The following is a 13,073-nucleotide window of genomic DNA, read 5'->3' on the forward strand; positions in this document are numbered from 1 at the left end:
CAGCTGTCGAAATCCTGTCAGTCACACGTTCGAAACGGTCTCAAGGCCGACATATCGCGGCCAGTTATCCACAGTCGAGTGACACGAAACGGTAACGGCAGCAAGAATGCGGGAGTGACGTCACGCTGAGCGTTTCACGCGTGGGGTCCGTGATTCGGGGTGGGCCGGCGCGCGTCATGCGGCGTCGGTCCGGGAAAATGGGGTATCCCGTGCTCCCTGGGAGCAAGGGAAAGGCCGAGGAGGGCCGGGTGACGACCTATGACGATCGAGCGAGCCTCACTGATCTGACCGCTGTGGTGGAGCGGGTGCGGGAGTCGGTGGAAGGCGTGATCGAGGGCAAGCCCGAGGTCGTACGGCTCTCGCTGACCGTACTGCTCGCCGAGGGACACCTGCTGATCGAGGACGTCCCGGGAGTCGGCAAGACGATGCTGGCCAAGGCACTGGCGCGGTCCATCGACTGCTCGGTGCGGCGCATCCAGTTCACGCCCGACCTGCTGCCGTCGGACATCACCGGTGTGTCCATCTGGGACCAGCAGCGCCGTGACTTCGAGTTCAAGCCGGGCGCGATCTTCGCGCAGGTCGTGATCGGCGACGAGATCAACCGCGCCTCGCCCAAGACGCAGTCCGCGCTCCTGGAGTCGATGGAGGAGCGCCAGGTCACCATCGACGGCAGCAGCTACGAACTGCCGAGCCCGTTCATGGTGGTGGCGACGCAGAACCCGGTCGAGATGGAGGGCACCTACCCGCTGCCGGAGGCCCAGCGCGACCGTTTCATGGCCCGGGTCTCGGTCGGATACCCCAGCGCTGAGGCCGAGTTGCAGATGCTGGACGTGCACGGCGGCGTCTCGCCGCTGGAGGACCTCCAGCCCGTGGCCCACGCGCACGAGATCCTCAAGCTGATCGAGGCGGTGCGCGGCGTGCACGTCGCCGAGCCGGTCCGGCGCTACGTGGTGGACCTGGTCGGCGCCACGCGCACGCACCCCGACCTCAGACTGGGCGCCTCCCCGCGCGCGACGCTGCACCTGCTGCGCGCGGCGAAGGCGTCCGCGGCCCTCAGCGGCCGGGAGTACGCGCTGCCGGACGACGTGCAGGCCCTGGCCGTCGCCGTCCTGGCCCACCGCCTGCTGCCCACCGCCCAGGCCCAGCTCAACCGCCGCACCTCCGAGCAGGTCGTCGAGGAGATCCTGCAGCGCACTCCGGTGCCCGCGGCGCCGCAGCAGCAGAGCGGCCTCGGCGGCCTGGGCCGCGGGGTGCCGGCGTATCCCCAGCAGCCGCCGCGGAGGCTGTGATGACCACTGCGGGGACGGGGCACGCGGAGGCCGACCAGGACGAGAAGGGCGGCATCCGCACCGCCCTGGCCGGTCTGACCACCCGCGGACGCTCCTTCCTGGCCGCCGGAGTCGCGGCCGCCGTCTGCAGCTACGTGCTCGGGCAGAGCGACCTGCTGCGCGTGGGCCTGCTGCTGGCTGTGCTGCCGCTGGTGTGCGCGACGGTCCTGTACCGCACGCGCTACCGGGTCGCGGGCAGCCGCCGGCTCTCCCCCGCGCGCGTGCCCGCCGGCAGCGAGGCCCGGGTCCACCTGCGGATGGACAACGTCTCGCGGCTGCCAACGGGCCTGCTGATGCTCCAGGACCGGGTGCCGTACGTGCTCGGGCCCCGGCCGCGCTTCGTGCTGGACCGGGTGGAGGCGGGCGGCCGGCGCGAGGTGTCCTACCGGGTGCGCTCCGACCTGCGCGGCCGCTACCCGCTGGGCCCGCTCCAGCTGCGCCTGACCGACCCGTTCGGCATGTGCGAACTGACCCGGTCCTTCTCGACGTACGACAACCTGACGGTGATCCCGCGCGTGGAGCCGCTGGCGCCGGTGCGGCTCAGCGGCGAGGCGAAGGGGTACGGCGACGGGCGGCAGCGCTCGCTCGCGCTGGCCGGCGAGGACGACGTGATCCCGCGCGGGTACCGCTACGGCGACGATCTGCGCCGCGTGCACTGGCGCTCCACGGCCCGCTACGGCGAGTTGATGGTGCGCCGCGAGGAACAGCCGCAGCGCGCCCGCTGCACGGTGCTGCTCGACACCCGGGGCATCGCCTTCCAGGGCGCGGGCCCGGACGCGGCCTTCGAGTGGGCCGTGGCGGGCGCCGCGTCCGTGCTGGTGCACATGCTCGAACGGGGCTTCTCCGTACGGCTGTTGACCGACACCGGCAACGCGGTGCCCGGCGAGGGCGGGGACGGCTTCGCGGGCGCGAGCCAGGGGTCGGCGGACGCGGCCGGGCTGATGATGGACACCCTCGCGGTGATCGACCACTCCGACGGCGCGGGCCTGTCCCGGGCCTACGACGTGCTGCGCGGAGGGAACGAGGGGCTGCTGGTGGCCTTCCTCGGCGACCTGGACGAGGAACAGGCGGCCGTGGTGGCCAGGATGCGGCAGCGCGGCGGCGCGGTCGCCTTCGTGCTGGACAGCGAGACCTGGATGCGGGAACCGAGTGACGTGCCCGGTCCGTTGGACGGGAGCGGGGAGCGGCTGCGCATGCTGCGCGAGGCGGGCTGGACGACTCTGGGCGTGCCGCGAGGGGCCTCCCTGGACGACCTGTGGCGACAGGCGGACCGGGAGCGCAGGGGCGTGGCCACGGCCGGCGGGAAGGGACCGTGATGAGCGGGCGGATACGACTGACGCTCGGCGCGTGGGCGGCCACGCTGATGGCCGCGTGCGCCCTGCTGCCCCTCGTCAAACCGGCCACCTGGATCGTGCAGGCGGCCTTCCTGCTGGGTGTGCAGGCGGGCGTGGGTGCCGCGGCCCGCAGGGTGCCGCTGGCCCGGCCGCTGACGGTCGCGGCGCAGGCCGTGGTCACGGTGTTCCTGCTGACGTTCGTGTTCGTCCGTGAACAGGCCCTCGCCGGTCTGGTCCCGGGGCCGGAAGCCCTCGACCGCTTCGCGCTCCTGCTCCGGCAGGGCGGGGACGACATCGCGCGGTACGCGATCCCGGCTCCCCTGGAGTCCGACGGCATACGGCTGATGCTCATCGGCGGGGTCCTGATCATCGGGCTGCTGGTGGACACCCTCGCGGTGACCTTCCGCAGCGCCGCCCCGGCCGGGCTGCCGCTGCTCGCGCTGTACTCCGTGGCGGCGGGGCTGTCCGACGGGGGCGCGGACTGGCTGTGGTTCCTGGTCGCGGCGGCCGGCTATCTGATGCTGCTCCTGGCCGAGGGGCGGGACCGGCTCTCCCAGTGGGGCCGGGTCTTCGGCGGGGCCTCGCGCACGGCCGGAGAGGAGCAGAGCGGCGCGGTCGCCCCGGTCCGCACCGGCCGGCGCATCGGCGTGGTCGCGCTGGGCATCGCCCTGGTGGTGCCGCTCGGCCTGCCCGCGATGAACGGCGGCCTGCTGGACTCGGTGGGTGCCGGCACCGGCTCCGGCACGGGCGGCGGCGGCACGATCTCCGCCGTGAACCCGCTGGTGTCGCTGCGGGACAGCCTGAACGCGGACGAGGACCAGCAGGTCCTGTCCGTGAAGACCAAGATGCCGGACGTCTCGGACCTGTATCTGCGGATCGTGTCCCTGGACGACTTCGACGGCACCACCTGGAAGCCGTCCCGGCGGTCGATCACCGCCCTGCCCGACGGCACGTTCCCGACCCCGGTCGGACTCGGCCCGGACGTGAAGCGCACGGAGGTCGACACCACGATCTCCGCGGCCGACTGGTACGCCCAGGACTGGCTGCCGATGCCGTATCCGCCTAGCGGGGTGAACATCCGGGGCAACTGGCGCTACGAGCCCCTGGGCATGACGCTGGTCGGCGACCACGGCCAGAACACCCGGGGCCTGACGTACCAGGTCAAGAGCCTGGACGTGCAGCCGACGGCGGAGCAGCTGGCCTCCGCGCCGCGGCCGCCGGCGTCCATCGAGCGCGATTTCACCAAGCTGCCCGACTCGCTGCCGTCGGTGGTGGCGAGCACGGCCCGCAAGGTCACCGAGGGCGCGGCCAACCCGTACGACCAGGCGGTCAAGCTCCAGGACTGGTTCGCCGTGACCGGCGGCTTCGAGTACGACACCCAGGTGCAGGTCGGCAGCGGCTCGCAGGCGATCGCCCGCTTCCTGAAGGACAAGCAGGGCTTCTGCGTGCACTTCTCCTTCGCGATGGCGGCGATGGCCCGCTCCCTGGACATACCGGCCCGGGTCGCGGTGGGCTTCGCTCCCGGTTCCCCGCAGGCGGACGGCTCGGTGTCGGTGGGGCTGCGGGACGCGCACGCCTGGCCCGAGCTGTACTTCGAGGGCGTGGGCTGGACCCGCTTCGAGCCGACTCCCAACCGCGGCTCGATGCCGTCGTACACCCTGCCGGAAGACCCGGGCAGCTCGGTGCCGGATGCCGCGCGCCCGACCGAGACGTCGTCCGCCGCGCCCTCCGCGACGCCCTCGGCGAGCGAGAGCTGCACGCCGGAGCAGAAGAAGCTGGACGGCGGGTGTGCGAGCGAGTCGCCGCAGGCGGCGCTGCCCACGGACGACGACGGCCCGAAGTGGTACGCGATCCTGGTCTGGGCCCTGGCCGGCCTCGCCGTCCTGGCGCTCCCGCTGGCCCCGATGCTGTGGCGCCTGCGAACACGCACGGTCCGGCTGGGGGCACACGGCCGGGGCGAGGCGGACGCGGCGCCGCACACGCTGGCCGTCTGGCATGAGCTGACCGACACCGCGTGGGACTTCGGCATCACGCCGGACGAGTCGCAGACCCCGCGCGGGGCGGCCGCCCGCATCGTCGAACTGGGCGGGCTCGATGCCACGGCCGCGGCCTCGGTGCACCGGGTGGCGAACGCGGTGGAACAGGTCCTGTACGCGCCCCGGCCCCGCCCGACGGCGGGCATCGCGGACGACGTCCGCCGTGCGACGGCGGGTCTGAGCGCCGCGGTCGGCAGGGGCGCCAGGCTCCGCGCGGTCCTCGCCCCACGCTCCACGGTGCGCGTGCTGTGGACGGCGTCGGCCTGGTGGTCACGGGTGCGGGATCGCGTCCTGGCGATGCGGCCGACGTGGCGGAAGGCGTCCGGGCAGCAGGGCTGAACCCGCTGGTCCCACGGCACCCGGCACCCGGCACCCGGCATACGGGATACGGGATACGGGATACGGGATACGGGATACGGGATGAGTCAGGGGGTGACCACCAAGTCGGTGGTCACCCCCTGACTCACGTCTTCGCGTAGTCCCGGAGAGCTGCGCTCCGGGCTAGTGGCCGCCCTGTTCGTCGCGGCGCTTCTGCCAGCGCTGCTCGATGCGGTCCATCATGGAGCGCTTCTGCCGGCCGCCCTGGCGGCGGGCTTGCGGTCCGGCGGCGCCTGCCGCCTGTTCGCCCGGCTTGGGGGCCTTGCGCCAGCCGGTCACGGCGAGCACCGCACAGCCCAGCATGACGAGGAAGCCCACGACGCTGAGCCAGACCTGCTTGGCGACCATACCGGCCATGAGGAGCGCAATACCTACGAGGAAGCCCGCGACCGCCTGGTAGACCCGTCGCCGGGTGTACGTACGCAGCCCGCTTCCCTCGAGCGCCGTCGCGAACTTGGGATCTTCGGCGTACAGCGCTCGCTCCATCTGCTCGAGCATGCGCTGCTCGTGCTCCGAGAGCGGCACGGAGTCCTCCTCATCGTGCAGTCGCCGGGGGCGACCCGGGGGGTCTCTTCAGGATAGGCAGGGAATCGCCCCCGTGAAACCCGCCCCTCTGCGCCAACTGACCAACCGGAACCCGCCATGGACGTCCCGGCTCGCTGAGGCTTCCATTCCCCGGCGGCCGACCCGTCATGCCGGAACGGTCTCCCTCGATCATACGGCGCCAAGCCCCCATTCGGGGGGCCTGTGGCGTACTCCATGCACAGTCAAGGCGCTGATCAGGGGTGGTACCTCACGAAGCGGCTCAGGCCTCGACCGCCCCACCGGTCTCGTCGGCCCCGCCGGTCCCAGCGGCCCCACCGGTCTCACCCAGCACATGCAGTTGCGTGGCCACCGAGTGGAAGGCCGACAGCTCGGCCGCGGCCTCCTCCAGCTTCAGCAGCGCTTCCAGGGCTCCGGGCTCGGTGTCCACGAGGACACCGGGCACGAGGTCGGCGAAGACCCGCACGCCGTGCACGGCGCCGACGCGCATGCCCGCGCCCTCGACGAGTCCCGTGAGCTGCTCGGCGGTGAAGCGGCGCGGCACCGGGTCACCCGTGCCCCATCGGCCGTTCGGGTCGTCGAGCGCCTGCTTGGCCTCCTTGAAGTGACCGGCGAGGGCGCGGGCGAGCACGGCACCCCCGAGACCGGCGGCGAGCAGGCTCAGGACGCCCTCCGGACGCAGGGCGGCCACCGCGTTGCGGACGCCTTCGGCCGGGTCGTCCACGTACTCCAGGACGCCGTGGCACAGCACCACGTCGTAGCCGCCGCGCTCGGCCACGTCGAAGAGGCCGTGGGCATCGCCCTGCACGCCCTTCACCCGGTCGGCGACACCGGCCTCGGCGGCGCGGCGCTCCAGGGCGAACAGCGCGTTGGGGCTGGGGTCGACGACGGTGACCCGGTGGCCGAGGCGGGCGGCGGGCACCGCGAAGTTGCCGCTGCCGCCTCCGGTGTCGAGGACGTCCAGCGACTCCCGGCCCGTGGCCTTGACCCGGCGTTCCAGGGCGTCCTGGAGGACCTCCCAGACCACGGCCGTACGCAGTGAGGCGCGAGACCGGGAAGGGCCGGAACGCAGCGACGCCGCTTCAGCGTGGTGGTGGGAGACGGGTGGGCGCATCGGGTCCGACACGGCAGTTGACTCCTCGGCGCGGCACCGCCTCTTGCGCGGCGGAGCGAACGGGGCGCCTCCCCCGGCCCCGGCTGCAGGGAGGGAAGACTTCAGGCGTCTCCCACCCTATTGCCTCGGACACGGCGGGCCGCATGAGCGGTCCCGCCATGGCCCGAGCCGGTGGCGGCCGGGCGGATCCGGGGCGCCGGCACCCGGTCAGCCCGCGTCCGGCATGTCCCTCCCCTCGCCGGGACCCTGCGGCCGGTCCTGGTCCGGGCGCGGCTGCGGGAGGGCCGGCTGGAGGACGAGCATGCGCTCGACGAGGCGGAGGAACATCGCCACGTCCCGTATCAGGTCGTCGGCGTCCCGGACGCTCGCGGCGCCCTGGATGCCCGCCTCGGCGCGGGCCCGGCGCCGGGCACCGGCGGCGAACAGCGCGCTCCACTCGGTCAGTTCGGGCGCGATCTCGGGGAGCACTTCCCAGGCGCTCCGGATCTTGGTCCGGGCCCGGGTCGAGGTCTCGGGCCTCCCCCGGGCGGCGAGGACGGCGGCGGCGGTGCGGAGGGCGGCGAGATGGGCCGTCGCGTAGCGCTCGTTCGGTGTGCCCAGGGTGGTGGCCTCGTCGAGACCGGAGCGGGCCTGGGCGAGCAGGTCGAGGGCGGCGGGCGGGGCCGTGGCCCGGCGCAGCACGGGGTGTACGTCGCTCGCCGGGCCGGTCAGTGAGGGGGCAGGGCCGGTGGCGCGGCGCCGGCGGGCGGCTGCTGCGTGGTAGCTGGCCATGACGAACCTCCTGTCGTCGTGTGACGGCGGCTCCTCCCAGGGAGTGCCGTATGTGACCCATCGTGAGGTATGGCACTGACAATCCGTTCTGACCTGCGGTTTTGCTTCGATCGTAGGTTCGGAGTAGTTTTTGCACTGACCAGTCAGTTCAATTTCATGCTCACATTCAGGGGAGCCCCGTGGGGGAACAACCGGGAGGGGTGCGGGTCGCCGCCGAGGGCCTTGGGATCAAGGGGCCGCGCGGGTGGGCGTTCCGCGGGATGTCCGTCGACGCCGAGCCGGGATCACTCATCGCGGTCGAGGGCCCGTCCGGGTCCGGCCGCACGTGCCTGCTGCTCGCGCTGACGGGCCGGATGAAGATCACGGAGGGCACGGCAGCCGTCGGCGATGCCAGGCTGCCCAAGCAGTTGTCGGCGGTGCGCCGGGTCAGCGCCCTGGCCCACGTGCCCGGGGTCACCGACCTCGACCCGGCCCTGACCGTCGGCGAGCACCTGCGCGAACGGGCCCTGCTCCAAAGGCGGTTCGGCGACTCCCTGCGCGGGCTGCTGCGACCACGCGGCGAGAGGGCGGCCGAGGCCGGGCAGCGGGTCGACACCGCACTGACAGCGGCCGGACTCGACCTGGAGGCGTTGCCCAAGGGTCCCCGTACCGCCGTACGCGATCTGGAGCGCCTGGAGGCGCTGCGGCTGTCGGTCGCCCTCGCCCTCGTGGCCCGGCCGCGGCTGCTCGGGGTCGACGACACCGACCTCAAGCTCTCGGACGGCGAGCGGGACGAGGTCTGGGCGCTGCTCAGGTCCCTCGCCGACGCCGGGACGACGGTCGTGGCGGTGTGCAGCGAGGCCCCCGAGGGCGCCGTCAAGGTCTCCACCCGGCAGAGCACCCATCAGAGCGAGGACAAGGAGAAGGCCGATGCGTTCGCCGAGACTGGCCGCGCTTGAGCTCCGCCGCTTCGGCCGGGGGAAGCTGCCGCGCGCCGCACTGGTCGCGCTGCTGGTGCTGCCGTTGCTGTACGGCGCGCTGTACCTGTGGTCGTTCTGGGACCCGTACGGCCGGCTGGACCGTATCCCCGTGGCGCTCGTGAACGACGACAAGGGGGCGACCGCCGACGGGAAGAAGGTCACGGCGGGCGACGACATCACGGAGAAGCTGCGCGACAGCAAGACCTTCGACTGGCGCGAGGTGAGCGCCGACGAGGCCCGCAGGGGCGTCGAGGACGGCACCTACTACCTGTCGCTCACCATGCCTGGCGACTTCAGCGAGCGGATCGCCTCCAGCTCCGGCAAGTCCCCGGAGACCGGCGCCCTCCAGGTACGCACCAACGACGCGAACAACTACATCGTCGGGCAGATCTCCCGGACGGTGTTCAGCGAGGTGCGCCAGGCCGCTTCCACGAAGACGTCACGGTCCTTCCTGGACAAGATCTTCGTGTCGTTCTCCGACATCCACGGCGAGACCGTGAAGGCCGCGAAGGGCGCCGACAAGCTCAAGGGCGGCATCGGCAAGGCCGAGAAGGGCTCCAAGGACCTCGCCGACGGTCTGAAGGACGCCAAGGACGGCAGCGGGAAGCTGTCCACGGGCCTGAAGAAGCTCGACAAGGGCGCGGGGGACGTGGCGGACGGCACGAAGCGGGTCGCGGAAGGCACGCAGATTCTCGCCGACAAGGTCAACACGAACGCCCGCAAGGTGGGCCCCTTCCTGAAGGGCAACGAGAAGACCATCGGCGACACGGCCCAGCTCGTCGCCGACGCCTCCGGCGCGATCCGCAAGCACCTGGACACCCTGGCGGAGCGCGCCCCTGCCGCCGCGAAGGGCGCCCGTACGGCGTCGGACACGCTGAACGGCGTCTACGCCAGGCGCTGCGACGACCCGGTGCTGCCCGACGCCGCCTGCGCCGACCTGAAGAAGGCCAAGGACGCGGCCGCCGACGTGGCCACCATCGCCGACGACCTCGACACGCTGATCGCGGACCAGAACGGCGACCTCACCAAGCTCGACAAGAACCTCGCCACCCTCCAGAAGCAGTCCCAGGCCCTCGCCGACCGCGCGCCGCACCTCTCCGAGGACCTCGACGACGCCGTCAAGAAGATCAACAAGCTGAACGACGGGGCGGCCGAGGTCGCCGCAGGAGCGAAGAAGCTGCACAAGGGGATCGGCACGGCCAAGACCGGTGCCACCGATCTGGACAAGGGTGTCGGCGACCTGAAGACGGGCGCGGACGACCTCAACGGCGGCATGTACAAGCTGGTCGGCGGCTCCGGGAAGCTGGCCGGCGGACTGCACGACGGGGCCGAGCAGATCCCCGACTACGACAAGCAGGACCGCGACCGGCGCACCGAGGTCATGGCCGACCCCGTGCGGCTCGCCTCCCAGGACCTGCACAAGGCGCCCAACTACGGCACCGGCTTCGCCCCGTACTTCATCCCGCTGTCGCTGTGGGTGGGCGCGATGGTGGCGTACATGCTGATCACGCCGATGAACCGGCGCGCGCTCGCCGCGGGCGCCTCGGCATGGCGGATCGCGCTGGCCGGCTGGCTGCCGGTGGTGGCGATCGGGGTGCTCCAGACGGTGGCCCTGATGTCGGTGCTGCACTGGGCCGTCGGCCTGGAGATGGCGCGGGCGGCCGGGACGGTGGGCTTCCTGTTCCTGGTGACGGCGTGCTTCGCGGCGATCGTGCAGTGGCTGAACGCGCGCTTCGGGGCGGCGGGCCGGATCCTCGTCCTCGCCCTGCTGATGCTCCAGCTGACGTCGGCGGGCGGCACGTACCCCGTGCAGACCAGTCCCGGCTTCTTCAACGCGCTCCACCCCTTCCTGCCGATGAGCTACGTCGTGGAGGCCCTCAGGAGGCTCATCACGGGCGGCGGTCTGGAACCGGTGTGGCACGCGTGCGTGGTGCTCACGGCGTTCACCGCGGGCGCCCTCGCGCTGACCGCCGTGGCGGCCCGCCGCCGCCAGGTGTGGACCCTGGACCGGCTGCACCCGGAGCTGAGCCTGTGAGCCCTTCCGTCACGTCTCCCGGAAAGGTTCCTGTGACAATCAGGGCCATGGAAAGCAGCAGTGCAACGTCGGGCGGCAGCACGCGCCGCGAGGCCACCCGGCAGAAGCTCTACGAGGCGGCCGTCACGCTCATCGCCGAGCAGGGCTTCTCCGCCACGACCGTGGACGAGATCGCCGAGCGTGCCGGGGTCGCGAAGGGCACGGTCTACTACAACTTCGCGAGCAAGTCCGTCCTCTTCGAGGAGCTGCTGCGGCACGGAGTGGGCCTCCTCACCGCCTCCCTCCGGGAAGCGGCCGAGCGGACCGCCCGGGAGGGCGGCACCAAGGTGGACGCGCTGGACGCGATGATCCGCGCGGGCCTGGTCTTCATCGACCGCTACCCGGCCTTCACCCAGCTGTACGTCGCCGAGCTGTGGCGCACCAACCGGACCTGGCAGTCCACGCTCATGGTGGTACGGCAGCAGGCCGTCGCGGTCGTGGAGGGCGTCCTGCGCGACGGCGTCGCGGGCGGCGAGTTCAGCGAGGAGATCGACGTCCCGCTGACGGCGTCCGCGCTGGTCGGCATGGTCCTGGTGGCCGCGCTCGACTGGAAGTCCTTCCAGGCGGAGCGCTCCCTGGACGACGTCCACGCGGCACTGTCCCGGCTGCTCCAGGGGAGGGTGAGCGGCTGCCGCTGAGGACACATCGGGCGCAGACGTGAAAGCGCCGGTCCGCTGTGGCCGCGTCCCCCGCGGGCCACCTCGAACCGGCGCCTTCCCTGCTCCCCCTCTTTTCCTGCTCCCCCGTGCGTCCCCCGCAGGACCCCCGTGCGGTCGTCCCCCGGTTCTCCCCCGTGTCTCGCTCCCGCCGACATGGCCGGCGGAAGGAGCGGATCGCGGGCCGGCCCCGTTCCGGCGCCCCGTGTCGCCGGTGCCGGAGCCGTGCCCCTTTCCGTGTCTCCACTCTCTCGTTCCCACCGGCCCTCCCCCATCCGCGCGCGTACTCAACTCCCCCACTAGGTACTGGTACTCAGCCCTGCGCACGCGGCACCAGAACGCACTGTCAGGGGGGCGGATAGAGTCCTTCGCATGGCACGGATTGCGGTGATCGGCGCCGGGATGGGCGCGCTGACGGCTGCCGCCCGGCTGGCCGTCGCGGGCCACCGGGTGGTGGTGTACGAGCGGACGGACACGTACGGCGGAGCGCTGCGCCGCTTCGAGCGTGACGGGTTCTCCTTCGACACGGGCCCCGGCCTGCTCCCGCTGCCGGCCGTCTATCGCGATCTGTTCGTCAAGACCGGCAAGGAGCCGCTGGAGGCGTGCGTCGAGCTGGTCCAGGTCGACCCCTCGTCCCGGCATGTGTTCGCGGACGGCACCGGGGTGTCGCTGCCGAACGCCTCGCGCGCGGGCGTCGTCACCGCCTTGGACGAGGGCCTCGGCCCGGGCACCGGGAACCGGTGGGGCGACTTCCTGGTCCGGGCCCGCGAGGCCTGGGACCGGACCCGCCGCCCGCTCCTGGAGGAGCCGCTGTGGCCGAACTGGCAGGTGCTGGCCGAGCGCGAGCCCTACCCGGCGGTGCCCCACAAGCGGCTGCTCCGCACCCGCCGGGCCGGGACGCTCGCCGAGATCGGCGCCTGGGAGCTGCGCGACCCCAGGCTCGCCGCCCTGCTGGAGAGCCACGCCCTCACCCAGGGCCTGGACCCCCGGGTCACCCCGGCGAGCGCGGCCGTACTGCCGTACATGGAGCACGCCTTCGGCGTCTGGTACGTGCGCGGGGGCCTGCGCGAGCTGGCGCGGGCGGTGTACGAGCGGTGCGTGGCCAGAAAGGTCGAGTTCCGTTTCGGCGCCGACGTGACCGGGGTGCTGGAGAAGGACGGGCGGGCGTCGGGGGTGGAACTCGCCGACGGGACGGTCACGGAGGCGGACTTCGTGGTCGCCGGTGTCACGCCCGGCACACTGGACCGGCTGACGACGGGGACCGTGGTGCGGGGCGACGGCGAGGTGCCGCCGCAGCCCGCGTCCGCCAGTCGGCTCACGGTGCTGCTTGGCCTGCGCGGCGGCCGTCCCGAGGGCACGGCACACCGCACGGTGGTGCACGCGGCGGACCGGGAGGCCGAGCTGGACGCCCTGTTCGGCACGGCGGGGGCCCAGGCGCAGCCCACGGTCACGGTCCTGCGGCCCGACGACCCGGCACTCGTCCCGGACCGGGAGCACGAGGCGGTCACCCTCACGACGGTGGTGCCCGCCCGGCCCGAGGGGCGCCAGGCGTCGTACGACGACCTCGCCGACACCATGATCGGCGTCGCCGAACGTGCCGTACCCGGCCTGCGCGACCGTCTCCTCTGGCACGAGGTGCGTACCCCGGCCGCCATCGCCGAGGCGACCGGCGCTGAGGGCGGGGCCGTGCCGGTGCAGGCACTGGCGGCGGCCGACGGGCGATTGCTGCATCCGTCCAACGGCACGCGCGTACCCGGCCTGTTCACCGTCGGCGGCTGGGCGCACCCCGGCGGCGGACTGCCGCACGCGGGCATGTCGGGCGCGCTGGTCGCGGGACTGATCGTGGAGGGGCCGGGGTTCCGGGGCTCTCAGTGAGCCCA

10 protein-coding genes are annotated in these 13,073 nt (G+C 72.8%); 7 read left to right on the plus strand and 3 right to left on the minus strand.

The features are described 5' to 3' along the window. Positions 1-248: 248 nt before the first annotated feature. The 3 genes from ACFT32_RS40340 to ACFT32_RS40350 are packed head-to-tail and all read left to right on the plus strand — an operon-like array spanning position 249 to position 5,037. Positions 249-1,289 carry an AAA family ATPase gene (locus tag ACFT32_RS40340; RefSeq protein WP_382499119.1) on the plus strand — a complete coding sequence of 347 codons (1,041 nt, stop codon included), beginning with the start codon at positions 249-251 and terminating at the stop codon, positions 1,287-1,289. Further along, complete coding sequence (locus ACFT32_RS40345) at positions 1,289-2,644, plus strand: DUF58 domain-containing protein (protein WP_382499121.1); 1,356 nt, start codon at positions 1,289-1,291, stop codon at positions 2,642-2,644. Before ACFT32_RS40340 ends, ACFT32_RS40345 begins: the two co-directional genes overlap by 1 nt. Continuing rightward, on the plus strand, positions 2,644-5,037 hold the full coding sequence (locus tag ACFT32_RS40350) for a DUF3488 and DUF4129 domain-containing transglutaminase family protein (RefSeq protein WP_382499122.1): 2,394 nt from the start codon (positions 2,644-2,646) through the stop codon (positions 5,035-5,037). The genes ACFT32_RS40345 and ACFT32_RS40350 overlap by 1 nt, the downstream gene beginning before the upstream one ends. Positions 5,038-5,199: 162 nt before the next feature. Here the strand turns inward: ACFT32_RS40350 and ACFT32_RS40355 are convergent, their stop codons facing one another. From ACFT32_RS40355 to ACFT32_RS40365, 3 genes are all read right to left on the minus strand, one after another. Beyond that, positions 5,200-5,601: a DUF3040 domain-containing protein gene (locus ACFT32_RS40355; RefSeq protein ID WP_184596525.1), complete on the minus strand. Its 402-nt coding sequence runs from the start codon at positions 5,599-5,601 to the stop codon at positions 5,200-5,202. A 280-nt stretch (positions 5,602-5,881) separates the two neighbouring features. Then, positions 5,882-6,745 (minus strand): methyltransferase, encoded by an 864-nt coding sequence (locus ACFT32_RS40360; RefSeq protein ID WP_382499124.1) that lies wholly within the window; start codon positions 6,743-6,745, stop codon positions 5,882-5,884. A gap of 195 nt (positions 6,746-6,940) precedes the next feature. Beyond that, positions 6,941-7,504: an SAV_6107 family HEPN domain-containing protein gene (locus ACFT32_RS40365; protein ID WP_382499127.1), complete on the minus strand. Its 564-nt coding sequence runs from the start codon at positions 7,502-7,504 to the stop codon at positions 6,941-6,943. Positions 7,505-7,683: 179 nt separating this feature from the next. On the opposite strand from ACFT32_RS40365, the gene ACFT32_RS40370 reads away from it, so the two are divergent. The 4 genes from ACFT32_RS40370 to ACFT32_RS40385 all read left to right on the plus strand — a co-directional run bounded on the left by ACFT32_RS40370 (position 7,684) and on the right by ACFT32_RS40385 (position 13,068). Next, positions 7,684-8,442 (plus strand): ATP-binding cassette domain-containing protein, encoded by a 759-nt coding sequence (locus ACFT32_RS40370; RefSeq protein ID WP_382499129.1) that lies wholly within the window; start codon positions 7,684-7,686, stop codon positions 8,440-8,442. After that, positions 8,414-10,498, plus strand: coding sequence for a YhgE/Pip family protein (locus tag ACFT32_RS40375; protein ID WP_382499131.1), 2,085 nt, complete (start codon positions 8,414-8,416; stop codon positions 10,496-10,498). Before ACFT32_RS40370 ends, ACFT32_RS40375 begins: the two co-directional genes overlap by 29 nt. A 47-nt stretch (positions 10,499-10,545) precedes the next feature. After that, the gene (locus tag ACFT32_RS40380) at positions 10,546-11,175 is read left to right on the plus strand and encodes a TetR/AcrR family transcriptional regulator (protein WP_382499133.1); all 630 of its coding nucleotides are present in this window, start codon (positions 10,546-10,548) and stop codon (positions 11,173-11,175) included. 390 nt (positions 11,176-11,565) lie between these two features. Continuing rightward, positions 11,566-13,068, plus strand: coding sequence for a phytoene desaturase family protein (locus ACFT32_RS40385; protein ID WP_382499134.1), 1,503 nt, complete (start codon positions 11,566-11,568; stop codon positions 13,066-13,068). The last annotated feature ends 5 nt before the right edge of the window (positions 13,069-13,073 follow it).

Source organism: Streptomyces sp. NPDC057002 (genome assembly GCF_042673825.1).
Taxonomy (GTDB): Bacteria; Actinomycetota; Actinomycetes; order Streptomycetales; family Streptomycetaceae; genus Streptomyces.

Bases quoted from the DNA above. Each gene is read 5' to 3' on its own strand.
- ACFT32_RS40375 (WP_382499131.1), top strand. From the start codon at position 8,414: ATGCGTTCGCCGAGACTGGCCGCGCTTGAGCTCCGCCGCTTCGGCCGG.
- ACFT32_RS40365 (WP_382499127.1), bottom strand. From the start codon at position 7,504: ATGGCCAGCTACCACGCAGCAGCCGCCCGCCGGCGCCGCGCCACCGGC.
- ACFT32_RS40345 (WP_382499121.1), top strand. From the start codon at position 1,289: ATGACCACTGCGGGGACGGGGCACGCGGAGGCCGACCAGGACGAGAAG.
- ACFT32_RS40380 (WP_382499133.1), top strand. From the start codon at position 10,546: ATGGAAAGCAGCAGTGCAACGTCGGGCGGCAGCACGCGCCGCGAGGCC.
- ACFT32_RS40350 (WP_382499122.1), top strand. From the start codon at position 2,644: ATGAGCGGGCGGATACGACTGACGCTCGGCGCGTGGGCGGCCACGCTG.
- ACFT32_RS40385 (WP_382499134.1), top strand. From the start codon at position 11,566: ATGGCACGGATTGCGGTGATCGGCGCCGGGATGGGCGCGCTGACGGCT.